Source organism: Sphingobacterium sp. BS-2, assembly GCF_046161205.1.
Taxonomy (GTDB): Bacteria; Bacteroidota; Bacteroidia; order Sphingobacteriales; family Sphingobacteriaceae; genus Sphingobacterium; species Sphingobacterium mizutaii.
This window is the reverse complement of sequence record NZ_JBIXGO010000011.1, coordinates 41,377-66,311: the sequence shown is the minus strand read 5'-3', so window position 1 is coordinate 66,311 and position 24,935 is coordinate 41,377. Positions and strand designations below refer to the sequence as shown.

At 39.4% G+C, this 24,935-nt stretch carries 30 protein-coding genes and 1 pseudogene; 9 read left to right on the top strand and 22 right to left on the bottom strand.

Going from position 1 to position 24,935, the window contains the following annotated elements; genetic code table 11:
• The first annotated feature begins 327 nt into the window (after positions 1–327).
• Genes ACK2WI_RS04815 through purE form a run of 4 tightly spaced genes read left to right on the top strand, consistent with a single transcriptional unit; the run spans position 328 to position 3,094 of the window.
• The gene (locus ACK2WI_RS04815; RefSeq protein ID WP_409149958.1) at positions 328–915 is read left to right on the top strand and encodes an NADH-quinone oxidoreductase subunit A; all 588 of its coding nucleotides are present in this window, start codon (positions 328–330) and stop codon (positions 913–915) included.
• Positions 912–1,424: an NADH-quinone oxidoreductase subunit B gene (locus ACK2WI_RS04810; RefSeq protein WP_093100762.1), complete on the top strand. Its 513-nt coding sequence runs from the start codon at positions 912–914 to the stop codon at positions 1,422–1,424. Before ACK2WI_RS04815 ends, ACK2WI_RS04810 begins: the two co-directional genes overlap by 4 nt.
• An 8-nt stretch (positions 1,425–1,432) precedes the next feature.
• Positions 1,433–2,575: a 5-(carboxyamino)imidazole ribonucleotide synthase gene (locus tag ACK2WI_RS04805; RefSeq protein WP_409149957.1), complete on the top strand. Its 1,143-nt coding sequence runs from the start codon at positions 1,433–1,435 to the stop codon at positions 2,573–2,575.
• A gap of 18 nt (positions 2,576–2,593) precedes the next feature.
• Complete coding sequence (gene purE, locus ACK2WI_RS04800; RefSeq protein ID WP_093100759.1) at positions 2,594–3,094, top strand: 5-(carboxyamino)imidazole ribonucleotide mutase; 501 nt, start codon at positions 2,594–2,596, stop codon at positions 3,092–3,094.
• A 54-nt stretch (positions 3,095–3,148) separates the two neighbouring features.
• On the opposite strand, the gene ACK2WI_RS04795 is transcribed toward purE, so the two are convergent.
• The 4 genes from ACK2WI_RS04795 to bshA form a co-directional block, all read right to left on the bottom strand.
• Entirely contained in the window at positions 3,149–4,144 is a 996-nt protein-coding gene (locus ACK2WI_RS04795) for a sugar phosphate isomerase/epimerase family protein (protein WP_409149956.1), read from the bottom strand.
• A 98-nt stretch (positions 4,145–4,242) separates the two neighbouring features.
• Positions 4,243–4,806 carry a ribosome recycling factor gene (gene frr, locus ACK2WI_RS04790; protein WP_093100755.1) on the bottom strand — a complete coding sequence of 188 codons (564 nt, stop codon included), beginning with the start codon at positions 4,804–4,806 and terminating at the stop codon, positions 4,243–4,245.
• Positions 4,807–4,833: 27 nt separating this feature from the next.
• Entirely contained in the window at positions 4,834–5,538 is a 705-nt protein-coding gene (gene pyrH / locus ACK2WI_RS04785) for a UMP kinase (RefSeq protein WP_093100754.1), read from the bottom strand.
• 54 nt (positions 5,539–5,592) lie between these two features.
• A complete protein-coding gene (gene bshA, locus ACK2WI_RS04780) occupies positions 5,593–6,741 on the bottom strand; it encodes an N-acetyl-alpha-D-glucosaminyl L-malate synthase BshA (protein ID WP_093100752.1) in 1,149 nt (382 codons plus the stop codon).
• A gap of 123 nt (positions 6,742–6,864) precedes the next feature.
• On the opposite strand from bshA, the pseudogene arfB reads away from it, so the two are divergent.
• The 4 genes and pseudogenes from arfB to ACK2WI_RS04760 form a co-directional block, all read left to right on the top strand.
• Positions 6,865–7,245 (top strand): annotated as a pseudogene (gene arfB, locus ACK2WI_RS04775) (alternative ribosome rescue aminoacyl-tRNA hydrolase ArfB); the annotation flags it as partial.
• A gap of 601 nt (positions 7,246–7,846) precedes the next feature.
• On the top strand, positions 7,847–8,218 hold the full coding sequence (locus ACK2WI_RS04770; protein ID WP_093100749.1) for a BlaI/MecI/CopY family transcriptional regulator: 372 nt from the start codon (positions 7,847–7,849) through the stop codon (positions 8,216–8,218).
• Positions 8,219–8,348: 130 nt separating this feature from the next.
• Positions 8,349–9,533 (top strand): TonB family protein, encoded by a 1,185-nt coding sequence (locus ACK2WI_RS04765; protein WP_409149955.1) that lies wholly within the window; start codon positions 8,349–8,351, stop codon positions 9,531–9,533.
• 57 nt (positions 9,534–9,590) lie between these two features.
• Positions 9,591–10,439: a hypothetical protein gene (locus tag ACK2WI_RS04760; RefSeq protein ID WP_409149954.1), complete on the top strand. Its 849-nt coding sequence runs from the start codon at positions 9,591–9,593 to the stop codon at positions 10,437–10,439.
• Positions 10,440–10,481: 42 nt separating this feature from the next.
• Here ACK2WI_RS04760 and ACK2WI_RS04755 read toward each other — a convergent pair whose 3' ends face one another.
• The 3 genes from ACK2WI_RS04755 to ACK2WI_RS04745 form a co-directional block, all read right to left on the bottom strand.
• Positions 10,482–11,165, bottom strand: a complete 684-nt coding sequence (locus ACK2WI_RS04755; RefSeq protein WP_409149953.1) for a phosphoribosylaminoimidazolesuccinocarboxamide synthase — start codon at positions 11,163–11,165, stop codon at positions 10,482–10,484.
• A 72-nt stretch (positions 11,166–11,237) separates the two neighbouring features.
• Positions 11,238–11,513: a chaperone modulator CbpM gene (locus tag ACK2WI_RS04750; RefSeq protein ID WP_093100743.1), complete on the bottom strand. Its 276-nt coding sequence runs from the start codon at positions 11,511–11,513 to the stop codon at positions 11,238–11,240.
• Positions 11,514–11,516: 3 nt separating this feature from the next.
• Positions 11,517–12,464 (bottom strand): DnaJ C-terminal domain-containing protein, encoded by a 948-nt coding sequence (locus ACK2WI_RS04745; protein WP_409149952.1) that lies wholly within the window; start codon positions 12,462–12,464, stop codon positions 11,517–11,519.
• Positions 12,465–12,614: 150 nt separating this feature from the next.
• Between ACK2WI_RS04745 and ACK2WI_RS04740 the strand changes: the two genes are divergently transcribed.
• Positions 12,615–13,169 carry a ferritin gene (locus ACK2WI_RS04740; protein ID WP_312697836.1) on the top strand — a complete coding sequence of 185 codons (555 nt, stop codon included), beginning with the start codon at positions 12,615–12,617 and terminating at the stop codon, positions 13,167–13,169.
• A 54-nt stretch (positions 13,170–13,223) separates the two neighbouring features.
• Here the strand turns inward: ACK2WI_RS04740 and ACK2WI_RS04735 are convergent, their stop codons facing one another.
• The 15 genes from ACK2WI_RS04735 to ACK2WI_RS04665 all read right to left on the bottom strand — a co-directional run bounded on the left by ACK2WI_RS04735 (position 13,224) and on the right by ACK2WI_RS04665 (position 24,830).
• Complete coding sequence (locus tag ACK2WI_RS04735; protein WP_409149951.1) at positions 13,224–13,415, bottom strand: hypothetical protein; 192 nt, start codon at positions 13,413–13,415, stop codon at positions 13,224–13,226.
• 13 nt (positions 13,416–13,428) lie between these two features.
• Complete coding sequence (locus ACK2WI_RS04730; protein ID WP_312697834.1) at positions 13,429–14,205, bottom strand: hypothetical protein; 777 nt, start codon at positions 14,203–14,205, stop codon at positions 13,429–13,431.
• 2 nt (positions 14,206–14,207) lie between these two features.
• Entirely contained in the window at positions 14,208–14,561 is a 354-nt protein-coding gene (locus ACK2WI_RS04725) for a GntR family transcriptional regulator (protein ID WP_409149950.1), read from the bottom strand.
• A complete protein-coding gene (locus tag ACK2WI_RS04720; RefSeq protein WP_409149949.1) occupies positions 14,562–15,341 on the bottom strand; it encodes a hypothetical protein in 780 nt (259 codons plus the stop codon). It abuts the gene before it with no gap.
• On the bottom strand, positions 15,338–16,156 hold the full coding sequence (locus ACK2WI_RS04715) for an ATP-binding cassette domain-containing protein (protein ID WP_409149948.1): 819 nt from the start codon (positions 16,154–16,156) through the stop codon (positions 15,338–15,340). The genes ACK2WI_RS04720 and ACK2WI_RS04715 overlap by 4 nt, the downstream gene beginning before the upstream one ends.
• Positions 16,157–16,334: 178 nt before the next feature.
• Positions 16,335–17,921 carry a M28 family peptidase gene (locus tag ACK2WI_RS04710; RefSeq protein WP_409149947.1) on the bottom strand — a complete coding sequence of 529 codons (1,587 nt, stop codon included), beginning with the start codon at positions 17,919–17,921 and terminating at the stop codon, positions 16,335–16,337.
• Positions 17,922–17,938: 17 nt separating this feature from the next.
• Complete coding sequence (gene rpiB / locus ACK2WI_RS04705) at positions 17,939–18,376, bottom strand: ribose 5-phosphate isomerase B (RefSeq protein ID WP_409149946.1); 438 nt, start codon at positions 18,374–18,376, stop codon at positions 17,939–17,941.
• Positions 18,377–18,382: 6 nt separating this feature from the next.
• Positions 18,383–19,255 carry a twin-arginine translocase subunit TatC gene (gene tatC, locus ACK2WI_RS04700; protein ID WP_093100727.1) on the bottom strand — a complete coding sequence of 291 codons (873 nt, stop codon included), beginning with the start codon at positions 19,253–19,255 and terminating at the stop codon, positions 18,383–18,385.
• A gap of 90 nt (positions 19,256–19,345) precedes the next feature.
• Positions 19,346–20,707: an acetyl-CoA carboxylase biotin carboxylase subunit gene (gene accC, locus ACK2WI_RS04695; protein WP_093100725.1), complete on the bottom strand. Its 1,362-nt coding sequence runs from the start codon at positions 20,705–20,707 to the stop codon at positions 19,346–19,348.
• Between the two features lie 67 nt (positions 20,708–20,774).
• Positions 20,775–21,257: an acetyl-CoA carboxylase biotin carboxyl carrier protein gene (gene accB, locus ACK2WI_RS04690; protein WP_093100724.1), complete on the bottom strand. Its 483-nt coding sequence runs from the start codon at positions 21,255–21,257 to the stop codon at positions 20,775–20,777.
• Positions 21,258–21,323: 66 nt separating this feature from the next.
• On the bottom strand, positions 21,324–22,313 hold the full coding sequence (locus tag ACK2WI_RS04685) for a beta-ketoacyl-ACP synthase III (RefSeq protein ID WP_093100722.1): 990 nt from the start codon (positions 22,311–22,313) through the stop codon (positions 21,324–21,326).
• A gap of 5 nt (positions 22,314–22,318) precedes the next feature.
• The gene (plsX, locus tag ACK2WI_RS04680; protein ID WP_093100721.1) at positions 22,319–23,257 is read right to left on the bottom strand and encodes a phosphate acyltransferase PlsX; all 939 of its coding nucleotides are present in this window, start codon (positions 23,255–23,257) and stop codon (positions 22,319–22,321) included.
• A 104-nt stretch (positions 23,258–23,361) separates the two neighbouring features.
• Positions 23,362–23,553: a 50S ribosomal protein L32 gene (gene rpmF, locus ACK2WI_RS04675; protein WP_093100719.1), complete on the bottom strand. Its 192-nt coding sequence runs from the start codon at positions 23,551–23,553 to the stop codon at positions 23,362–23,364.
• A gap of 15 nt (positions 23,554–23,568) precedes the next feature.
• The gene (locus ACK2WI_RS04670; RefSeq protein WP_093100718.1) at positions 23,569–24,105 is read right to left on the bottom strand and encodes a DUF177 domain-containing protein; all 537 of its coding nucleotides are present in this window, start codon (positions 24,103–24,105) and stop codon (positions 23,569–23,571) included.
• 74 nt (positions 24,106–24,179) lie between these two features.
• On the bottom strand, positions 24,180–24,830 hold the full coding sequence (locus tag ACK2WI_RS04665; protein ID WP_093100716.1) for an epoxyqueuosine reductase QueH: 651 nt from the start codon (positions 24,828–24,830) through the stop codon (positions 24,180–24,182).
• Positions 24,831–24,935 lie beyond the last annotated feature (105 nt).

Here is a 24,935-nt window from a genome sequence, read left to right as displayed (position 1 = left end):
AATGGCACCAAAACCCAAGAAGAATTGAGGACTAATGCTCACGATAAGTCATGAACTTACGAGCCGAACTAGTTCACCTCAATTCTTCAGGTTTTCAGATATATAAATTTAATATAAATCTCTTTTACAAATCTAATAGCGAAGCCGAAGGGAATCCTGGTTCAAATCAAAATCTTGGTCCATCCTCTCATCCTTGCCATCCTGGTTCAAAAGAAAAGGACCGATATTTTGAATAATGGGGGGCTATTTTGTAAATTAGTGTACATTGATTAGCCAAGAAAGCTAAAATCCTATAAAACGAATTGATTTAATTGTTAATTTTGCAACATGGACGACCCCGGGCAGATATCGGAATATGGTAAGATACTCTTAATGGCTATCATTGGTATCGTATTGGTTTGTGCCACCATGTTCCTAGCTCGAATCTTGTCTCCGAAAAACCCTAATCCTATTAAATTAAGTACTTACGAGTGTGGTGAAGAAACCACAGGGACTTCTTGGGTACAGTTTAATCCGCGATTTTATGTGATTGCTTTGGTATTCCTGCTGTTTGATGTGGAGCTGATCTTTATTTTTCCATGGGCAACAGTGTTCGGGAATGCTGAACTCAATGCCATTGATCCGAGATGGGGCTGGTTTACTTTGGTTGAAATGGCAATTTTCTTGGCTGTTCTGATCGTAGGCTTGCTCTATGTTTGGAAAAGTGGTGATATCAGTTGGATCAAGCCTAGGCATGTGAAACCTACCGTTGCGGTGGGCATTCCGGCTTCTGCTTATGAGCAATTGAATGCACGGAATTATGTGGTAAAGGATTATAAGGAACAGGAGATTGAGGAAGTCTTGGCAGAGAAAGCAGCCTCTCCAGTAAAAATGGGATTCAAGCCTAAGTTTAAGAAACCAAGTTCAGAATCATGAGTTTAGACCAACAATTGCAACAAAATAATGGGGTAATTATCGCAAAGATGGATGACCTCTTAAATTGGGCTAGGTTATCCTCGATGTGGCCTATCAGTTTTGGTATTGCTTGCTGTGCCATTGAAATGATGGGCGCAATGGCGGCGACTTATGATTTGGATAGGTTAGGGGTATTTCCAAGGCCTTCGCCGAGGCAGTCTGATGTAATGATCATTGCTGGAACGGTGACCTTTAAGATGGCAGATCGAATCAAGAAGCTCTATGAGCAGATGCCTGATCCGAAATATGTCATCTCGATGGGATCATGTTCCAATTGTGGCGGTCCTTATTGGCAGCATGGCTACCATGTGGTCAAAGGAGTTGATAAAATCATTCCTGTGGATGTATATGTGCAAGGTTGTCCTCCAAGACCTGAAGCACTTATCGGTGCATTTTTAGAATTACAGAAAAAAATAGAACAACAGTCTTTGCTGAAAGGGGATATTTTCCCGGTGGAAGTAGAGCAATAAAATAATTTATGGCAAAAGATTTTTATGGTGACTTGCGCCTTGGAATTTTAGGCGGAGGCCAGTTAGGTCGCATGCTTATCCAAGAAGCAATAAACTTTAATGTTAACATTCATGTTTTGGACCCGGATCCAAATGCTCCTTGCAAGAAATTGTGCAATCAATTTGAGGTAGGTTCGCTTGCTGATTTTGATACCGTATACAATTTCGGTAAGGATTTGGATATGGTAACGATTGAGATTGAGAAGGTGAATGTGGATGCGCTAGAAGCATTGGAAGAAGAGGGTGTTATGGTTTATCCACAGTCTAGAGTGATCAGGTTGATTCAGGATAAAGGTTTGCAAAAGCAGTTCTTTAAGCAAAATGATATCCCGACATCGGCATTCCAATTTATTTCCAATAAAGAAGGTTTGGCAAATTGCCAGATTGCATTGCCCTATATCCAAAAATTGCGCAAAGACGGTTATGATGGAAAAGGCGTGAAGAAAATTAGTACTCAAGCTGATTTTGAGACGGCTTTTGATGCGCCAAGTATTGTAGAGGAGTTGGTTCCTTTTGAAAAGGAAATCGCTGTGATGGTAGCCCGCAATGATAAGGGAGAGATGATGACTTTTCCAATGGTAGAAATGGAATTCAATCCTCAGGTCAACTTGGTAGAGTTCCTGATTTCGCCTTCAACCTATTCTTTCGATATACAGATGAAAGCGGAAAGCATTGCGATGAAAATCGCGAATGACCTACAGATCGTTGGGGTATTGGCAGTGGAGATGTTCTTGACGGCCGATGGTGATATTCTGGTTAATGAATTGGCACCAAGACCGCATAATTCTGGTCACCAAACTATTGAAGGTAACTATACTTCCCAATTTGGACAGCATTTAAGGGCTATCTTTAATTTACCATTGGGAAATACTGCTTCTAGAGCAAATGCCATTATGGTCAATCTATTGGGTGAGCCAGGGTATGAAGGTTTAGCTAGATATGAGGGCATTGAAGAGGCTTTGGGCATTGAAGGGGTATATGTACATTTGTACGGTAAAAAATATACGAAGCCATTCCGCAAGATGGGACATGTGACGATTGTGAATCAAGATCGTGCCATCGCCATCGAAAATGCGAGAAAGGTTCAAGATTTGATCAAAGTAATTGCATAATTTTTTATTCAGATAATAATGGAAAACGCAAAAGTAGCTGTAATCATGGGCAGCAAGTCAGACTTGCCAGTGATGCAGGATGCCATTGAGGTTTTAAAATATTTAGGGGTATCGTATGAAGTGAGTATCGTGTCAGCTCACCGTACTCCAAAACGTATGTTTGATTTTGCTGAACAAGCAGCAGGTCGTGGATTGAAAGTTATCATTGCTGGAGCAGGTGGAGCTGCGCATTTACCGGGCATGGTTGCTTCCATTACCCATTTGCCTGTAATCGGCGTTCCGGTTAAGTCATCTAACTCGATTGACGGCTGGGATTCGGTGCTATCTATCTTGCAGATGCCGAATGGTATTCCAGTGGCTACAGTGGCTTTAAATGCAGCAAAAAACGCTGGTATTCTTGCCGCTCAGATCTTGGCGACCAGTGATGAGCAGTTGGCAGCCAGAATTTTGGATTTCAAGAAAGAATTGAAGGAAAAAGTAGAAGAAAATGCGGAAGAGGTAGAACGCTTGGTGTTTTAGTCTTCTTTTGAAAAGAAATAGAAAGGGCGGAAATTTATTTCCGCCCTTTTCTTGTTATTTGAATGTCTTTTGAACATAATCGTAGCTCTTCTTGATGCTAGCGTATTTATCAGGTGAATAGATATCATCCTGTTCTACGAAAGCATATTTCAATCCACTTTCATTGGCGAACTGTGAAATTGAAATAAAGTCGATGCTACCGGATCCCACCTCGGCATATTTGATGCTTTTCATGGTTTCCATCAAGTCCAAAGAATCTCTCTTACCAGTTTTAGGATCAATTTTGTTGATGTCTAAAGGGGTGGAGAAAGCTCTGTCCATATCCTTGATGTGCCATAATGGGAAGCGACCTGGGTGTTTAGAGAAATAAGATTGTGGAGTAACACCAGCTTTGGTGATCCAGTACATATCTAATTCAAAATCCACGAGGTCCTTTTCTGTAAATGCCAAGAGGACATCCAGGCCATTGGTTCCATTTCCGAATTCCTTGAATTCCCAGAAGTGGTTGTGGTAGCCCATTTTGATTCCTGCTTTTTTGGACATTTCGCCGGCTTTGTTCAGCTGTTCGGCCATGTACTGATAGTCAGATTGATCAAGTTTATTCAACTTGTGCATAGGCGGAACAGGAGCAATGATATATTCCTGGCCTAGGTTATGCGCTATTTCGATGTATTTCTCAATGTTTTCTTTGTCAGTACTATCCTTATCTAGGTATTTACCTAGATCGTAGTGACCACTGTGGGTTTTCAGGTTATTGTCGTTCAGCATCTTTTTGAGTTCGTCAACCGAAATTCCCCAGAATGTACTATTGTGCGGATCAGCACCGTAAGTTTCGACATGGGTATAGCCGACCTTAGCAACTGATTTTAATACTTCTTGAGGGTTTTGGGCGAGTAGTTCGCGAAGAGTGAATAACTGTAAACCGATGTTTTTAAGTGGAGAGCCTGATTTTTTGTTCAAGCTATCACAAGAAATCAAATGAGGAGCAACAAGACCACCAACTAATCCCATGCTCGCAAGCTTGAGGAAATTTCTTCTTGATTGTGTCATGCAGAATGTTTTTATTAAATGAATATAGGTAAATTTTTAATAAAAAAAGGATTCTTAATTTAAGAATCCTTTTAAGAATATTCTTTTAAAAGATCGACTTAGATTGTCATGATATCTTTTTCTTTCAACTCAGCTAACTGGTCAACTTTTGCGATATAGGTATCGGTCAATTTTTGGACTTCAGCTTCACCTACTTTGATTTCATCTTCAGAAGCACCGTCATTTTTCAATTTCTTGATTTGCTCGTTAGAATCTTTACGGATGTTACGGATAGCAACACGGCCTTTTTCTGTTTCTTCTTTCACTTTCTTCACTAAATCACGACGACGTTCTTCAGTAAGTGGAGGAACCGCAAGGCGGATGATTGAACCGTCGTTTTGAGGGTTCAAACCGATGTTAGAGTCCATGATTGCCTTCTCGATAGTAGAAAGAAGGTTTTTTTCCCATGGTTGTACAACGATGGTTCTTGCATCTGGTGTGTTTATGTTGCTGACTTGTGATAGAGGCGTTGGCGTGCCGTAGTAATCAACATAAATTCCATCAAGCATACCAGGACTAGCTTTACCTGCACGAATCTTGGTTAATTCAGATTCGGTATGAGCTACAGCTTTCGTCATACCATCTTTGCAGTCGTCCAGTTGAAGTGAAATTAATTCGTTCATATCTTGATTATTATTTGCTTTTATTTATTAACTAACCACTGTTCCAACATGTTCGCCATTGGCAAGTTTCATTAAGTTGCCCGGTTTGTTCATGTCGAAAACGATAATAGGTAGGTTGTTTTCTTGGCAAAGGGTGAATGCGGTCATATCCATTACGTTCAATCCTTTTTCATAGACATCAGTAAAGGTAATATGGTCGAATTTCTTCGCGGTAGGATCCTTCTCAGGGTCTGCAGTATAGATACCGTCTACACGCGTACCTTTAAGTACAGCGTCGGCATTGATTTCAATAGCACGTAGAGAAGCAGCAGTATCTGTGGTGAAGTATGGGTTACCCGTACCTGCACCGAAGATTACGATACGACCTTTTTCTAAGTGACGTACAGCACGTCTGCGGATAAAGGGTTCACAGATCTGTTCCATCTTGATCGCTGTCAATAGACGAGTTTTCATGCCTTCTTTTTCTAAAGCATCTTGTAATGCCATCGAATTGATTACGGTAGCCAACATTCCCATGTAATCTGCTTGTACACGGTCCATACCAGCTTTTTCAGCGCTAAGGCCACGATAGATGTTTCCTCCACCGATTACGATGGCGATTTCCATGCCTAAGCTATGAAGTTCCTGAATGTCTTGTGCGTATTGTTGAACACGATTAATGTCGATACCGTAGCTTTGCTCGCCCATTAAAGCTTCGCCACTAAGTTTAAGTAGGATGCGTTTGTATTTCATATTTGACTTTTTGGAGTAGTTCCAAAAGCCAAAGATATGACTTTTTGCTTGCGATTAATTAGATTTATTTCCTTTTTTTACCTTTTCGATTACCTGTGAATAAAATTCCTCGTAAATAGGGACGATTTTGCTCAGCTCAAAGTCCTTGGCTCGCTGTAAGGCATTCTCCTTAAATTCATTCAGACGTTGACAGTCCTCTAGGATATAGATGGAGTTTTTGGCCATATCGTCAATATCACCTACATCACTCAAGAAACCACTGAAACCTTCTTTGTTCAATTCGGGTAATCCACCAGTATTGGAAGAAACCACAGGAACCTTACAAGCCATGGCTTCCAATGCTGCCAATCCGAAACTCTCTGAACCTGAAGGCATCAAGAATAGGTCAGCAATGGAAAGTATTTCTTCAATCGCATCCTGTTTCCCTAAGAAACGGATACAATCGGTAATGTCCAATTCTCTTGCTAATTCTTCTGCATTTCGACGTTCTGGACCATCACCAACCATCAAAAGTTTGCTAGGTACCTTTTGGGTTACTTTATGGAATATGCGAACAACATCTTCCACGCGTTTAACTTTCCTAAAATTGGAAGTATGGACAATGATGCGCTCTTGGTTTGGGGCAATTGCTTTTTTGAAGTGTTCGTGGTTCTTATTATGGAATCTATGTAGATCGATAAAGTTTGGAATGACCTTGATATCATTTGTAATATCGAAATAATCTAAGGTTTGTTCTCTTAAGTTTTCAGAAACTGTGGTTACCCCATCTGATTTATTGATGGAGAAGGTAACGACTGGGCTAAAGCTTTTGTCTTTACCAACCAAAGTTATATCGGTTCCATGCAGTGTGGTCACTACAGGGATATTGATGCCGTAAGTTTCAAGAATTTGTTTTGCTAAGAAAGCAACAGAGGCATGAGGGATAGCGTAATGCACATGTAGAAGGTCCAAACCTTCGAAACGTACGACATCCACCAATTTGCTGGCCAATGCTGTTTCGTAAGGAGGAAAATCAAATAGTGGATATTGGTTGATCGCTACTTCATGATAGAATAAGTTCTCGGAGAAAAAATCTAATCTTGCAGGTTGGCTATAAGTGATAAAATGTACCTGATGTCCGTTGTTTGCTAATGCTTTACCCAGTTCGGTTGCGACTACACCACTTCCCCCAAAGGTTGGATAACATACAATGCCTATCTTCATATTACTGTTTTTCGTTTCTTAAAGATAATAATGTCTCTATATAAGTCTTGTAAAATTTTTCACGGAAAGGGAAAAATTGTAATTTTATTACAAATGCATGTAAATAAAGAACAGTTAATACAGGAATTGAGTTTTAAAACTTCGCGTTCCGGTGGTAAGGGGGGACAGAACGTCAATAAGGTATCGTCGAAGGTGATGTTGAATTGGGATGTGGAGAATTCATCGGTTTTTGACGAGGATCAGAAGGCTTTGATCAAGGAGCGATTGGCGAATAGGATTTCCAAGGAAGGCCTGTTGCAATTGGATTCCAGTATTGACCGAAGCCAGTTGAAGAATAAGGAATTGGTGATCGAGCGTTTTTTTAATGTATTAACCGATGCATTGAAGGTAGATGCCAAACGTCTGCCAACAAGGACCCCAAAAGCTGTGATTTTGAATCGATTGGACCGCAAGAAAAAACAAGCTTCGAAAAAAGCTGACCGACAATGGAGGTTTGAAGGGTAGGAGGATAGACCATGATTATGGTCAAATGTCGCTGGAAAGTCCCCGATACTGTAGGGGCGTATCGAATACGCCCGCCCCATACAAACATAAACCAACATCATTTTCTGATTAAAGAAATACCTCTATTTTCAAATTTTCATGCGTGCAATTTCTACAACTCAAACCCACAGCGTGGGTGGAATATTTATAGAATTTGGATGTTTGGAATGGACAACCCCTAGCGGGGGTGAAATATTTTTCAATAAATCTTTCTGAAGAAAGAAAATAGTTTCCTCATCTTACGATTAAGGAATGACATCAATCCTCGTTCAAATAAAATTGTCATACCTTGTCTCGACTCCGCTCGACAAACGGTTTGATCTTGGTCCGTCAGGTGGGTGAGCGGAGTCGAACCCAATGCCATTCATCCTGGTTCAAATTTCCTGATACATTTTTCCTTAATAACGAATCTCTCTTAAAAATAAACCTATTGATATACAGATTAATAGCTGTTGATTTCACCATATAACTAACAATTTAGTTGTATAACTAAAAATTTAGTTATACATTAGTTTTATAATCGATTATAGGCAATATTGTCTTTTTAAATTTTCACAGAATAATGAACGAGTTAAAAGAACTAACAAAGGCGGAGGAGCAAATCATGCACAGTCTATGGGAAATAGGGGGGGGATTTGTGAAGGATATCATTGAAATTTTGCCTGAACCGAAGCCAGCTTATAATACAGTATCAACCATTGTACGGATTCTCGAGACCAAGGGTTTTGTGGATCATGAGTCTTTTGGGAAGAGCCATCGCTATTTTCCAAAGATTGAAAAAGAAGAGTATAAGAAATTAATAACTGGAAAACTCTTACAAGGTTATTTTGAGAATTCTGCGAGTTCAATGCTTTCTTTCTTCTTGGAAGAGAAAAAGCTGGATGTGCAGGATTTGGATGAAATCATGAAACTTATTCAGAAGCATAAGAAATAAAATTGAAGCTATGACCTATCTCCTGATATCAAATCTGTCTTTAGCACTGTTCTTCCTTATTTATCGATATGGATTGAGGAAGCTGACTTTCTTTAATTTAAATCGTTGGTATTTATTGGGCAGTGTCCTAATGGCCTATCTATTGCCTTTGTTTCTCTTTGTTGAGTTGCAAGTTCCTGAAATAATGCAGATTACACTTCCGGTATTGGATTTGACTCCTAAAGCTGCACAGGTAAATCCTGCTGCAATTGAAACGATGGCTCAACAACCGAGCTGGTTTTCTGCCAATTGGATGCAGTTGGGCTACTGGCTTGGCGTGCTGATTGCCTCAGGTAGTTTGTTGTACAGGGTCTTGCATTTGCTTGTGGACAGATGGTCTGTTAGAAATATACATGGGAGCTATTCGTTTTTTAACATCGTTAAACTGAATGTAAAGAATGAGGATAGCAAAATGATTCAGGAACATGAATACATTCATGTAAAACAAGGGCATAGTTATGATATTATGTTTATGGAGATAATCAGGGTTTTTAACTGGTTCAATCCAATTTTAATCTGGATAAGGGAAGAGCTTAAGTATCAGCATGAGTTTATCGTGGACGAGCAATTTTCAGGAAATAAGGTTGCTTATGCGGAATTGTTGGTTGCTTATGCGATGAATGTTCATCCGAATCAATTGAGTCATGAGTTTTCCAATAAATCACTTTTAAAGGAAAGAATTAATATGATTTTTAAAGATAAATCTAATACGAGAAATAGACTGTTTTACCTTTCTATATTGCCGTTAGCAGTGCTGATTTTGGGATTGGTGATTAATTGCAAATCGCCAAATAAGGAAAAAACTGAAAGTGAAGCTGTAATTGCAGAGAGTCCAACTACTGAAGCCTCGGGCGATAGCACTGTAATTATTGAAGAGAACAAAGCACCAACTGTTGCTGAGGAGGGTAATAGATTACCTGATCCTATTGTAACTGATCCTACTGAAGGTAGAGTATACCCTTTTAATGATGTTGAGGTTCTTGCTTTATATCCTGGAGGACTTGATCAATTTAGGAAAGAAGTGTCAATGGGAATCGTATATCCTCAGGCGGCAATCGATGCTGGAGTAAAGGGTAAGATTGAAGTGCTTTTTATGATCAATAGGGAAGGGGAAATCTCAAATATATCTGTATTGAAGGATATTGGTCATGGTACAGGTGAAGCTTGTGTTGCTGCTTTGAAAAAGACTAAAAAGTGGAAACCTGCAATAATGAATGGTAAACCTGTTGCTGTCAATTTTCTCATGCCAATTAGGATGGATCTTTCTCAGACGTAAAATTTCTCTTCTAATTATTCTATAAATAACTTAATAACAGATTTCCATTTAATTTTTATGGCGTTGATTTTTAGGGCTTTCATCAAGTTCCTACTGGGGATTCTTTTGCTTGTACTTTTTTCATGCAAAACGCAGGAATTTACCAAGACCGGCTATTTCACGGCTGAGGTTGATAAGTATTTCAATGAGAAAGAAAAAGTAAATGTATGGCTCTATCGTGCTTTTCAACCAAGTGATACGGGAAATACGGGGCTGAGGAAAGATAGCTTTTATCCCCTTGATCGAAGAATGATGAAAATGGCTGGCTTAGGGAAAAAGGGAGATAAGGTCTTGTTTTCGGTTGTCCCAGAAACAAATCCTCTGTATAATATGATTGCCATCAAACATAAAAAGAAAAGGTTTGATAGGGCAGATTTTGTCAGGAAAGAATATTATAAGGCTCCCTATTATGAAAAGGATTATTCCTCAGAAGGGATGGACATTAAGCATGTCTATATTCCATATGCGGAAAAAGAAGGGTTGAGCCTGTTGTTTTATGCATTAGAAGTGGAAGGCAGCCCTAAGGATAAGCCGTTGGATAAGTTTGAATACTTGGCGAAAATCAATGCCTTGGAACTGTTTGAGCAAAAAGATTATAAAACGACTTGGCAGATATTTGATTGTGAGGATGGAGAAAGGAAAAATTGGACGATACATCCCGATGCGGATTTACTAAAGGATCGGGAAACGATCTATTTAAAATTATTTGACATCTACGGTCCTAATAAGACTATTTCTTTTTTCAAACTGATCAAAAAGAATGATGTAAAAGAGATTCAATTGAAATTATGCCCGAATGAGTATGTGCTGGAATATTATGACGAGAAGGGTGTGATATTGGATAAAAGTGGCTTTAAGGTGTTTTAATTAGATTAGAAAGGTCCTTCTGGGAAGAAGGACCTTTGTTTTTTAGGAAAGAAACAACTTTTCAAGTTCCAATGGAGCGACATATTTGCCATCCTTGTAAACTCTCATGTTTCCTCCGGAAATTTCGTCGATCAGGATAATCTGATTGTTGATTTTATCATGACCGAATTCTAATTTGATATCGTATAGTTCAAGACCTTTTTTTGCAAGTTCATCTTTAACGATGCCACAGATTTTTTTGGTCAAGTCTTTTAATTCTTGATATTGTTGATGGCTCAACAAGCCCAACATAGCTAAGGCATCTTCGGAAATAACAGGATCGCCGCGTTCATCGTCTTTTATGGTTACTTCGACAAAGCTATCCAACGCTTGGCCTTCTTCGCAGTAAGCCGCATATCTTCTAAGAAAGGACCCAACGGCTCTATATCGGCAGATAACTTCCAAACCTTTACCAAATACTTTAGCATCCTTGACGATCATCTGTACTTTCTCGATGTCTGATGAAATAAAGTGTGTTGGCACTCCTAATTTATTCAGGACTTCGAAGAAATAAGTGGTCATTTTAAGGCCAGATCTTCCGGCACCTTCGATCGTTAATCCCACTGTATTTGCTCCAGGATCAAAAACGCCGTTTTCACCGGTCACATCGTCTTTGAACTGCAATAGGATTTGGTTATCACCCAGACTATAAACGTCTTTTGTTTTTCCTTGATAGATTTTTTCCATGATGGTTTCAGTTAATTGAGGCGAATTTATCAAAAATTGATAGAGATGCCTAAATTATCCTTAAAAAGTCCTTTACTTTTCTAGTTTTAAAAGTCGTAATTCACGTTGCAGTTCTTCAATTTTATCGATCAGGTTATTGACTACCTCTATGCCTTGAACATTGAGTTCGAGTTCATAATGCCAGGTAGAGAAACGTTCAACGTGCAGCACCTGTTCTTCTTCCAGAAACTCCTGTTCTTCTTGGATAATAATCTCAATAAGTCCGTTATTATGCAGTTCCTGGATAAAGGTGCGTTCAATATTATTGGTTTTGCAGATGTCGATTACTCTAAATAATGTCTTTTCCATGTCTTATTTCTTTAATGAATCCGCTAATTGTTCTACTATTTTCTTTTGATCCTCGGATAGGTCAGTTGGTAACTTCACCTGGATTTCTGCATATAGGTCGCCAAAGTCCCCATCTTTTTTATACACAGGGAATCCTTTTCCTTTAAGTCGGATCTTTCCGCCGTTTTGGGTTCCTGCTTTAATCTTAACGTTGATTTTTCCGGTTAAGGTATCGACTATAGTCTCGCCACCTAATAGAGCGGTTGGCAGGTCGATTTCAATATTGGTAAAGAGGTCGTTTCCCTTCCGTACGAACTTCGAATCAGGTCTGATGGAGAAAGTGATGTATAGGTCGCCTTTAGGGCCGCCATTGACGCCATCGCCACCTTGGCCTTTTAGTTTGATCTTCTGTCCGTCTTCAACTCCAGCAGGCACTGTGATACGGATGTTCTTGCCGTTGACCGTAAAGGTTTGCTTATGGGTTTGAGAGGCTTGGAGCAGGGTTAGATCAACTGTGGTTTCATAGTCCTGTCCACGGTAGCTTCCTCGTTTTCCAGAAGATCTTCCACCGCCAAATCTAGAGCCAAATAGGTCTTCGAAGAAATCAGAATATTCGCCAGTGTCGTAATTTCCATTGTAATTATTGAAGTCAAAGCCTTCAAAAGGATTTTGGCCAGCTCCTGCTGAACTGCCACGAGAGCCTCTGGAACGGGCATACTCCTGTTGGGCTTTTTCGTATTCCTCACCATGTTTCCAGTTTTCACCATATTGGTCGTATTTTTTCCTTTTCTCTGGATCGGTCAGTACTTCGTTGGCCTCGTTTATTTCCTGGAATCTTTTCTTTGCACTTTCGTCATTTGGATTTAAGTCAGGATGGAACTTTCGAGCCAGCTTACGGTAAGCTTTTTTGATGTCATCTTGACTTGCGGATTTATCCAAACCCAATACACTGTAATAGTCTACAAACGCCATATTGAATATTAATTTAAAAAAAGAACAAGTAGAGTAGGGTTTTGTTTATTAATAGCCTTTCTCAAATTTACAATGTATATGTGTAAAAGTAAAGGGAGAAAAGGTAAACAAAGTGGGATATGAAGTGTTAAAAGATAAAAAGGAATTATTATGGATACCAATAGACTTTCAAAAGCGATGGAAGCATCGTTGATTAAACAAATGACAAAAGAAAACCAAGCATCCCAGATCTATTTGGCTTTGGGTTGTTGGGCAGATACGAAAGGTTATGGCGGTGTTGCGAATTTCTTGTTTCGCCATGCTCAGGAAGAAAGAAATCACATGATCAAGATCATGATGTATATTCTTGAAAGAGGAGGGACACCAAAAGTTGAGGCGGTTGCCGAGCATACGAAGCTGCCTAAATCCATGTCTGAATGTTTTAATATGGTTTTTCAGCATGAGGTGGATAATACAAATGCCATCTATGGATTGGTAAACCAATCGATGGAGGAAAAGGATTGGGCGACTTGGAACTTTGCACAGTGGTTTGTTAAAGAACAGACCGAAGAAGAGAAATTAGCACTGTCCTTGATTGATAAATTGAAGATCGCTGGTGGTGATCGCGCAACGGACGAATCTCTTTTTGAACTGGATAAATACTTGGGAAATGCTCCTGATGATGTGCCGTTGGCAAGAGAATCGACGGCAGACAATCCGGAATAACAATATTTGGCGAATAGCTGAAAATGAAAGGGCAGATAATTTTCTGCCCTTTTCTTATTTATTGATTAACTGCAAGGAATCATGCCATTCCATTGGAGTTTCCATTTTTTGATGGACAGAAAATGTGTTTTTTTCATTGTCTTTGTCAGAGACTTTCTCATGATCAACATGGATCAAGGATTGGAGAAATGGATTTATAGCGATCAAGAGCATGCTGATAAACTTGAACAGGATATTGAAAAACATAGTTTCTCCTTTCTTATTTTGGTTTTTTCGAATTGTAATAATCCAAATTGCCTGAAAGTGCCATGGATTTTACACGTTTATCTTCTGGGTAATTTCCAACGATAATATTGCTGAGCCCTTGGAGTTCGGCGTTTAGGGAGTCAATATGGTTATTGTTTAAAACCTCCAGCATGCCATCGTTCAATTTCACATCAAGCTTACTGAAGCTGATGTTGTCAACATTTACCTTTGATTTTCCTGCTATTTGCATACTAAATGGATTGCTGAAATTTTGGCTTTCTCGAGAATAATTGCGAATTCTTATGGTACTGTTCTTGAGAACCGCAATTTTATTGAGGCCTTTGGCGATACTATCTGTTGGGATTATTTCAATAGATCCATTAAAATTTTCTAAGGTTATACTGTAGGCTTGATCAGGATTTAAGGTGAGTTCAACACTTGAAAATAACTTCTTGGTTGGAGTAACTTGTAATGTGTCGCCGATTTTTTTATGAACAAAGTTTATTACTTGATTACTTAGCTTTGCGGAAATTAAGGTTGTATCTGCATATCCAACGGATAAGAAAGTGTTTTTGTCAAAACCGATAATTTTTATGTGCTTAATGCCATCTAAGGATACTTTCTCTATTTTATCGGTCTGATCAAAGTTTTTGACAAATGCAGAGACCAAATCGCGGGGTTCACGGCTAAGGGGGTCTGCAAATACAATACCTTGCAATGGCTTTATGACTAAGCAGACCAACCAAAGAATGGCAAGGGCGCTAAACAATAATATATTTGACTTTTTCATAATTAGTTCGATTTATAGAGTTCGATTAATTCTTCTTCCGTGATCTTCAATAGTTTTGCTGTCTGGAAGAATTTTGGTGCTTCTACCTGGATGAAATTTTCCTTTTTTTCTTTTAGGATGATCTGAACGGCATTTTCAGCGACAAATAGTCCGAGTCCACGTTTATTGAATATGATTTCATCTTGTTGGAGCTTATCATAAGCTCTCATGACTGTATTGGGATTTACTTCCACAGAGGAGGCAAATTCTCGGACAGAGAGGATCTTTTCTCCAACCTGCCACTCATCTTTGAGGATCTTCTCCATCACGATGTCGATGATCTGCAGGTATATGGGTTTATCTGATTGAAATTGCATCTAGACCTCCTTTTCCTTTAAGAAATAATAAAAACCGAGATAGGTAATTAAGGCAGCGGCAAAGCTCGGTACCCAGCTGTAGAAAGTCATATAGGATAGGTTGGAAATATGATACGAATACCCATCCCAGATCCTTGAACTGATAAAAACTCCCAAAGCCACTCCCGTGAGCAAAATCGCAGCTGAAATTACTAGGCTGTATTTTCTGAAATAGAGTGCAGCAAACAAGAAATAAGGATAAAAAAGGAAGAACAACAATGCCATCGGAGCAGATATGATCGTGAAGCTGCCGATATAAAAGATGCTGTATTTTGAGATTTCAGTGTAGAGTTTGCCTTGGCGGTCTAATGCCGCTATAACCTCATCCCAATACTGTTGCCTGAAATATATTTCAATGATATAATTGAGGCCAAGGATAATGAGGTAATTATATAAGAGAATGAATAGTCCGATCAATAGGTAAGCAGTTAGTTTCTGCCAGGAATTCATCGGAATAGTGAAATCATAACTTTTATAGAATAAGCTAGAAATAAAGGTTAAATGAATGAAAGGCAATCCTACAATCAATGCAAAGCTCCATTTGATATTATTGCTATCCACAAGATTGATCAACATATTGTCATCGATTTCGCTTTTAGGTATCAAGAGGTAGGTTGAAATATCATTGCTAACAAATATCAAGCATATAGAATAGGATATGATTGCAATAACCGGAATCGAAATCAACAAGTATCGATGGGATGCAAAAATGCTGTTTAGATATTGGGAAACTGTCTTCATAATTCTATTGGTTTAGGATTGTTGGTGAATGCATTAAAGAGGAATTCAATGTCCAGTTTGGATTCGTTTTCTGAATGGTTTTTCACTAAATAATAAGGTCCTGATAGTTCCTCTTGGGTGAATAGCGCCTGTTCCGCATCGGTTGTTGATTTGCTGATCTTGAATTTCCTGGATAAATGATAGATGTTTTCATCTAAAACCAGGCTCCCACCTTTCATAATCATCAAATGATCAAAAAGCGTGTCAACATCGCGGATCTGATGGGTTGCAATTAAGAAAATTCGCTCATCATTGATGAACTTAGTAAGCAACTTCCTGAACACAGCTTTGGAAGGGATATCCAATCCATTGGTGGGTTCATCCATCAATAAGACGGAGCTGTTGCAGGCCAAGGCAATGGAAAGATGGACCTTTCGGTGCTGTCCTAAGGAAAGTGCTCTGAGCCTATTGCTGATCGGAATATTGAACTCTTTGATACAGTCCAAGTATTGTTGATGGTCGTACTTGCTGTAGAACGCTCCATAAAGCTTTCCGAATTGTTCGATCCTTAGGTCAGGTAATTTGCTGTGATCTGGTAGGAAATAAACCTCGTTCAGGTAGGCTGCGATTCGTTCGGAACTGCGAAGTCCATTGAATTCAATGCTTCCATCCTTGGGTAACAACATGCCCACGATCAGTTTCAATAAAGTGGTCTTGCCTTCTCCATTTAAACCTAATAAGCCATATATGTTTCCAGGCTTTAAGTTTGTGTTGATATTCCAAAGAATATTCTTGTTCGGTTTATAATAATACGATAATGATTTAATGGTTAACATAGCGTATTGTTTTAGTGTATTAATGTGGTAGTACACTACAAATATACAATCGTAATTTTTATCTGCAAGAAAAAAGTGAAAATATTTTGAAGGATAATTTTCTAAGGGAGAGTTGATTGCATAAAAAATGGGCAGAATTGATATTCTGCCCATTTTTGTATTTTATTGCTCTAATTGCTTATTGTGCTGGAGCTGGTGTTTTATCCACCACTAATTTTTTGTCTCGGTTAGCGATTTCCCAAGCTGTATGGAACACTAGCTTTTCGCGTTTAGCCATCATAGGGAAGTCGATCTTATCTACCGTATCATTTGGTGTATGGTAGTCTGGATGTAAGCCTGAGAAGAAGAAAATGACAGGAATACCATGCTTTGCCAAGTTGTATTGGTCAGAGCGGTAATAGATACGCATTGGATCTTTTGGATCATCATACATGTAATCTAATTCCATTTGTGTGTAGTCCTTATTGGCTTTCTCATTGATCGCTTTCAACTCAGAACTCAACATATCCGACCCAATAGCATGGATGTAATTGTGGTTTCCATTCAAGTGTTTATCATCGATACGACCGATCATATCCATATTCAAACAGGTAACGGTGTTGCTCAATGGGAAGATAGGATGCTGCGAATAGTAGTTTGATCCTAATAGGCCTTTTTCTTCGGCTGCAAAAGCCATGAACAAGATCGTTCTTCTTGGACCTTTTCCATCCTTTTTAGCTGCAGCAAATGCTCTTGCTAATTCCATCACACCTACTGTTCCTGAACCGTTGTCATCTGCACCTGGGAAGAAAGTCCCATCAGGAAGGATTCCGTCATGGTCATAGTGACCTGAGATAATCACAACCTCTTCTTTAAGGTCTGTTCCTTCGATAACTCCTAATACGTTTGGATCATGGAACTCCTCTTTTCTCACGCCCATGGTAGCATCTACTGATGCTTTAAGGTCAAAAGAATTTGGTTTTCCAGTATTGTTGATTGTTTCTTTGATGTTTTCTACTGTGCTGTTTTTAGCTGCTAAGATTTGATTGGCAGTTTCAACAGTAATGTTTGCAACCGGGATATCCATTGTAACCTGGTTGGTCTGGTTTTCATTCGATTTCAATGTAAAACGACCTCCAGTCAAACGGCTTCCAAAACGGCTGATCATCTCAGCATTCTGGGAACTCACAGCTAGGATCATCTGTGGTTTAAGTTTGCTCAATTCCTGGATTCTTTTAAAGCGGCTGGTTGACCAATCAGATGGGGTGGCAGTTCCAGAGATCAAGGATTTGCCGTCTTTAGTTGGTTCGCCTTCATTGATCACCAACACGACTTTACCCGCAATATCCAAGCCTTTAAGATCATTGTATTCATTAGATTGAATGCCGTATCCTACGAAGACAATATCAGAAGCTTTGAAGTCTCTGCTGTTGTTGTTGCCTTGGATAAATAGATCTTTTCCGTTTTCAAGAGCTTTATTGTTGATCGTAAATTTATCTACGACATAAGAGGTTCTTTCCAATTCTACAGGTTGGAAATAGGAGCCGCTTACAGCTGGTTTTAAACCTAATTCTTTGAATACATTCGCAATGTATTCAACGGTTTTTTTACCACCTTCTTGTCCTGTCCCACGTCCTTCAAACTCACGTGATGCAAGAATCGTAAGGTGTTTTTTTGCTGATTCTTCAGTTAACAGGTCAGCATATTTCTTTTGATTTGCCTGTTGAGCTACCGAACAGCTGAAAAGTGTCGGTATCAAAAAAGAAAGAATAAGTAATTTTTTCATTATTGATTTTAAATTGGTTATGCACAAGAAATTTTGTTGACACGATTAGCATGACGACCTCCTTCGAAGTCAGTTGTCAAGAATGTGCGAACAATACGTTTTGCTAAGTCAAGATCAATAAAACGAGCTGGAATACAAACGATATTGGCATCATTGTGTTGACGGGCTAAAGCTGAAATTTCTTCCAACCAGCAAATCGCAGCACGAATGCCTTGGTGTTTGTTCGCTGTGATGGCAACTCCATTTGCACTGCCACAGATCAGGATACCTAACTTATTTTCTTTGTTCTCTACACTTGAAGATACCGGATGGGCAAAATCTGGATAGTCAACAGAATCTGCAGTAGCAGGACCGAAATCCTGAACAGTATAACCTAATTCGTTTAAGAATGTGATTAATGCTGTTTTATATTCAAACCCAGCGTGATCACTGCCAATTGCGATTTTTTTAGACATGATGTGTTATTTTGTATTATAAAATTCTTTTTCCGCGAGTTCCTTCGCTTTTTTGACGTTCGCCGATACCATGATACTCAATTCGTACAAGATAAACATCGGAGCACTTACTGTCAATAATGTGATAACGTCCGCTGTTGGAGTAATGATAGCCGCAATGACCAAGATAATGACGATGGCATATCTACGGCTCGCACGCATAAACTCTGGCGTCATGATACCAATTTTCGAAAGGATAAAGATCAGAATAGGTAGTAGGAAGATAATTCCACAACCTAATGTTAAAGTCGCAATAGTTGATAAATAAGAGTCAATGGTAATCTGGTTAGTGATTTCCTCACTCAAGGATACGTTCGCAAGGAAATTAACCGACAACGGAACTACGATGTAGTAACCAAATAAGGCCCCAATAATGAAGAGCACAGTAGCATAGAATACAAAACCTCTAGCTGATTTCCTTTCTACATCCGTAAGGGCAGGTTTAATGAATAACCAGATTTCGAATAGGAGGTATGGGAATCCCAAAGCAACCGCCATCAAAAGACAGGAGTTGATTTGGAGCATAAATTGCCCCGCCAACTCTGTGTTGATGATATTGAAAGGAATCTTCTCTACACAGAACCCTTCCAGATTCAAGGCTGCTCCAACTTTACACATCATGCGATAGGTCCAGAAGTCCAAGTTCTTCGGGCCCATGATGATCTGGTTGAAAACAAAATCGTAAAATGTAAAGGAAAGGATAGCAAATACGGTAATAGCAATTACAGAACGGATGATATGCCACCTAAGGATTTCTAAATGATCGAAGAAGGACATTTCAGCTTCGATGTTCTTTCCTTTATTCTTAATTGCCTCTATAAGTTTAATATTCTTGGACATGTAGTTTTAATGCGGTGATCTAATCGTAAGAAAACAAAAATACCATTCTTCTCTCGAAGAATGGCATGTTTTGTATATGTAAAGTAAATTTTATACAACCTCCTCATCAGGATACTCCGTAAGGTCGAAAGTTTCCATGAATTTAGTCGTGAAATTACCTGCCCTAAAGTTCGGGTCACGCATTAAACGAAGGTGGAGAGGGATGGTTGTCTTTACGCCCTCAATAACGAATTCACTTAGCGCACGCTCCATGGTATTGATAGCCTCTTCACGAGTTTGTGCTACACAAATCAATTTCGCGATCATTGAATCGTAGTTAGGAGGGATTGTATATCCTGAGTAAACGTGTGTATCTACACGTACACCATGACCTCCAGGTGAATGGAAGTTGGTAATCTTACCTGGTGACGGACGGAAGTTGTTGAATGGATCTTCCGCGTTGATACGACATTCGATTGCATGCATAGTAGGTTCATAGCTCTTTCCAGAGATAGGAATTCCAGCCGCAACTTTAATCTGTTCTTTGATCAAGTCAAAGTTGATTACTTCTTCAGTTACAGGGTGCTCTACTTGAATACGGGTATTCATTTCCATAAAGTAGAAGTTGCGGTGTTTGTCAACTAAGAATTCGATTGTTCCAGCACCTTCATATTTTACGGCTTTAGCACCTAAGATGGCAGCTTCACCCATTTTAGCACGCAATTCTGGTGTAATAAATGGAGAAGGAGCTTCTTCAACTAATTTTTGGTGTCTTCTTTGGATTGAACAGTCACGTTCAGAAAGGTGACATACTGTTCCATATTGGTCACCGATTACTTGGATTTCAATATGACGAGGATCCTCAACAAATTTCTCTAAGTACAAGCCATCGTTTCCGAAAGCAGCACCAGATTCTTGACGTGCAGAATCCCAAGCATTTTCAAACTCTTCATCTTTCCAAATGATACGCATTCCGCGGCCACCACCACCGGCAGTAGCTTTTAGGATTACAGGGTAACCCATGTCCTTAGCGATTTTCAAACCAGTTTTTACATCTGGTAATAAACCGTCAGAACCAGGGATGGTTGGAACACCAGCTTTTTTCATTGTCTCTTTAGCCGATGCTTTATCTCCCATTTTTTCAATCTGGTCAGCGGTAGCACCGATGAATTTGATGCCATACTCAGCACAGATTGCGGAAAATTTAGCGTTTTCGGATAAGAAACCGTATCCAGGGTGGATTGCATCAGCATTTGTAAGTTCAGCCGCTGCAATGATATTTGGAATATTTAAATAGGAATCTTTACTAGCAGGTGGGCCGATACAAACAGCTTCATCCGCGAAGCGAACGTGTAAACTGTCGCGGTCAGCAGTAGAATATACTGCAACACTTTGAATTCCCATCTCTTTACAAGTACGGATAATTCGAAGTGCGATTTCACCTCTATTGGCAATTAATATTTTTTTGAACATAATACTCTTTGATGTAACACTTTATCTCTTAGCACAATAAAAAAAGTTTCTGGAATTACTCCAAAAACTAACTAGGGTCTACTAAGAATAAAGGTTGGTCGTATTCTACAGGTTGAGCATCATTTACCAAAATCTTAACGATCTTTCCTGATACTTCAGATTCGATTTCATTGAACAACTTCATTGCCTCAACGATACAGATAACCTTTCCAGGAGTAACCTCATCACCTACATTTACAAATGATGCTTTGTCTGGTCCTGGAGAACGGTAAAATGTTCCGATAATAGGAGACTTAATAGTAATATATTTTGAGCTTTCGTCAGCAACAGGAGCTTGAGCTGCAGGAGCAGCAGCCACTGGAGCAGGAGCCGCAACAGGAGCAACTGCTGGAGCAACCTGAGCTGCTGGAAGTGTTGCCGTTACGTAAGTAGGCTCTTGATTAGTCTTTATCGTAATTTTAAAATCTTTCTCTTCGATCGATACTTCATTCACACCCGATTTGGAAACGAATTTGATCAGATCTTGAATTTGTTTAATATCCATACTCATATGCTAGTAGGTTTGTTTAATAATTTTAAAAAATAAATAGCTATAAAGGTAATAATAAAATGCAGATTAATACGCCCATCTCAAATAAATAGAGCCCCATGTAAACCCACCGCCAAATGCCGCTAGGATTAGATTGTCGCCCTTTTTAAGTTGGCTTTCCCACTCCCATAAACACAATGGAATGGTCCCGCTAGTTGTATTTCCGTATTTTTGAATGTTTACCATTACTTTTTCCTCAGGTAGTCCCGCACGTTCTGCAGTGGCATCAATGATGCGCTTGTTTGCTTGATGTGGAACTAACCAATTAACATCTTCCGAGGTCAATTTGTTTCTTTCCATAACTTCAACAGCTACATCAGCCATATTGGTTACTGCAAATTTAAATACGGTACGACCTTCTTGGTAAGCGTAATGAAGGCCTGCGTCTACTGTTTCATGAGTAGCTGGGTTCAAAGAACCACCGCCTTTAATGTTTAGGAATTGACCGCCAGATCCATCTGTTTTTAAAACAGCGTCGATCAGTCCGTTTCCTTCTTCATTTGGTTCCAGTAATACTGCTCCACATCCATCTCCGAATAGGATACAGGTATTTCTGTCTTTATAATTGACTACTGATGACATCTTATCGCCACCAACAACCAGTACTTTTTTGTGTTTTCCAGATTCAATGAATTGAGCTCCAGTGGTCAATCCGAAAAGAAATCCTGAACAAGCCGCTTGAAGGTCGAAACCCCAAGCTTTCTTAGCACCAATTTTGTCTGCCAAGATGTTTGCTGTAGCAGGGAATAACATATCCGGTGTGCTGGTACAGAAGATTATTAAGTCGATATCCTCAGCAGAAATCCCTCTTTTCTCCAATAGGCCATTTACCGCTGGCACTGCCAAGTCAGAAGTAGCTTTTCCTGGGTCTTTTAATATTCTTCGCTCACGGATTCCTGTGCGGGTTACGATCCATTCGTCGTTAGTGTCTACCATTGTTTCCAACTCTTTGTTGGTCAGGATATAGTCCGGAACGTAACCATGTACTGCAGTAATAGCTGCGTGAATTTTAGACATATTTTTTAGTTAAATGCAGATTTGATCCTCTCAATGAATTTTGAGGCAATCATATCTCTCGACAATAATACCATATTTTTTATAGCCTTTGGAGTTGAAATACCGTGGCCAATGATTACAGGAGCATTTACCCCTAAAATTGGGCTGCCGCCATATTGCTCGTAATTGAACCTGTCAAAGAATTGGTCCTTGAACCCTTTCTTGAGAGTAACTACATAAAATGATTCAGCTAGCTTCAGTACTACATTTCCAGTGTAGCCATCGCAAACAATTACATCGGCATGATCACTGAACAGATCACGTCCTTCTGCATTTCCGATAAAATTGATCTTGTTGTTTTCTTTTAAAAGAGGGTAGGTTGCGATGGTTAGGTTGTTTCCTTTTTCTTCTTCTTCACCAATGTTCAGCAAGCCGACTTTTGGTGAGGAAATGCCGTATACATGTTCAGCATACAAGCTTCCAAGGATAGCAAATTGGTTCAGCATTTCCGGCTTACAGTCTGCATTGGCCCCAACGTCCAACAGGATCCCAAAGCCATCCTTTAGCTTAGGAACATTGGTCGCGATTGCAGGGCGCAAGACACCTGTAATAGTCTTTACGCTGAACATGGCGCCTACCAGCATTGCACCGGTATTGCCTGCTGAAGAGAAAGAATCAATCTCTCCGTTTTTCAATAAGTCAAATCCCTTGGCTATAGAAGAGTTAGGTTTTTGGCTGATTGCTTTTGTGGGATGTTCGTGCATACCGATGTTCTCAGGTGCATGAACATAGTCAAATTTTGAGGGGTCAGATCCAGCTTCAGCAATAGCGTTTCTAGTGGCTTCCTCATCACCAAAAAGAACAATCCGTTGCGAATCGTCCAGCTGTTTTTGAGCTTCAATCGCTCCTTTGATATTAGAATCAGGAGCAAAATCACCTCCCAACACGTCTAATCCAATCTTCATTCGTTATTATTTATATTATTCAATAATACGCAAAAAACATCCCAAGTGAAAGTTAATAATATAAAATATTATACTTTTTTGGGATGTTTTTAAGAAAGATGTCGTTAGACAGCAGCGGTGTTCTCAATAATTAATTTACCGTTGTAGTATAAGTTACCGTCTACTGTATATGCGTGGTGAGGTCTGTGCACCGCGCCAGTTTCTTTACAAACAGTTAAGCTAGGTAATTCAGCTTTATAGTGTGTTCTTCTCTTGTCTCTTCTAGATTTAGAAGTTTTACGTTTTGGATGTGCCATCTCGTATCTTTTGTTTTAGTTATTTTTAATATTCTTCAATGCTTCCCAACGAGGGTCAATGTTTTCATTGTCCTCCTCAGACGAGCTTTCTTCTTCATTTTGTATTCTGTCCAACATCTCCGGATCACATGCTATCCCATCTCCGTTTTCATTACACTTAGGATAGGGTGGTACTGCTACATTGATGTATTCATACAGCAAAGGAGCAATGTCCAATTCATAATCGTTCTTGGATAAGGTGATCACTTCTTCCGTGTCCTCGTTCCAATCTTCGTCGATGAATTTTACCAAAGCACGTTCCTTAATGTGAACGGGCGAATCAAAGGTCGATAGACAAACATCGCAAGTCAGTTTTATGGTGCCTTGAATGTCGAAATTAGCTATCAACATGTTCTCCTGTTTCTGCAAGTCGACAACCGCTTTCAGATTGCCTTCCTGTATCAAGGAATGTTCGTAACATGCAAAGAACTTCTCGTCGATTTCAAAGTCAAAACTGTGCTTACCTGTTGAAAGACCTGAAAATGGTATTCTGTATTTTTTTAGATACTTCACAATCTTGCATTTGAGCCTGCAAAAGTAACGATTAATTAAGTATAAATGAAATTTATTTTAAAAAATCGTCTAGGCTATTCGTAATAATTTTTTCCTAATTCAATTTTCGGACGATCGTTCGCCATCCTCCATTTATTGGTGTCGCGCAATGAATAAGCACAACCGCAATATTCCTGCATATAAAACCTTTCTTTCTTGCTGATTTCCAACATTCTCGCTGAACCGCCTTTCTTGCGCCAGTTGAATGTCCAATATTCCATGTTCGGATATCGTGAAGCCGCTCTTACCCCACAATCATTGATCTGGCTCATCGTTTTCCAACGCGAGATACCAAGTGAACTCGAGATCACATCAAAGCCATTTTGAGCAGCATATTCAGCCGTTTTCTCAAAACGCATATCAAAACACATGGTGCAGCGAATCCCTCTCTCAGGTTCATGCTCCATGCCTTTTGCCAACTCAAACCAGTGATCTACATCGTAGTCGGCATCAATAAATGGAATATTGTGCTTTTCAGCAAATCGGATGTTTTCCTCCTTCCTTAGATCATACTCCTTCCGTGGATGAATGTTAGGATTATAGAAATAGATCGTAAAATCTATGTTGGAAGCAATCAATGCCTCCATTACCTCACCAGAACAGGGAGCACAGCAGGAGTGAAGCAAAAGCTTTTTCCCTTCGTTGGGCAATTCCAACTTCTCTCTTACAAATTCTTTGTTCTCCATTGCTTTATTATCTATTCTGCAATTTTACGGAAAACCATCTATTTAACCAACTTTAACAATCTTAAAGCCCTGAGAGCACGCCGACAAACGATTATTTTATACATT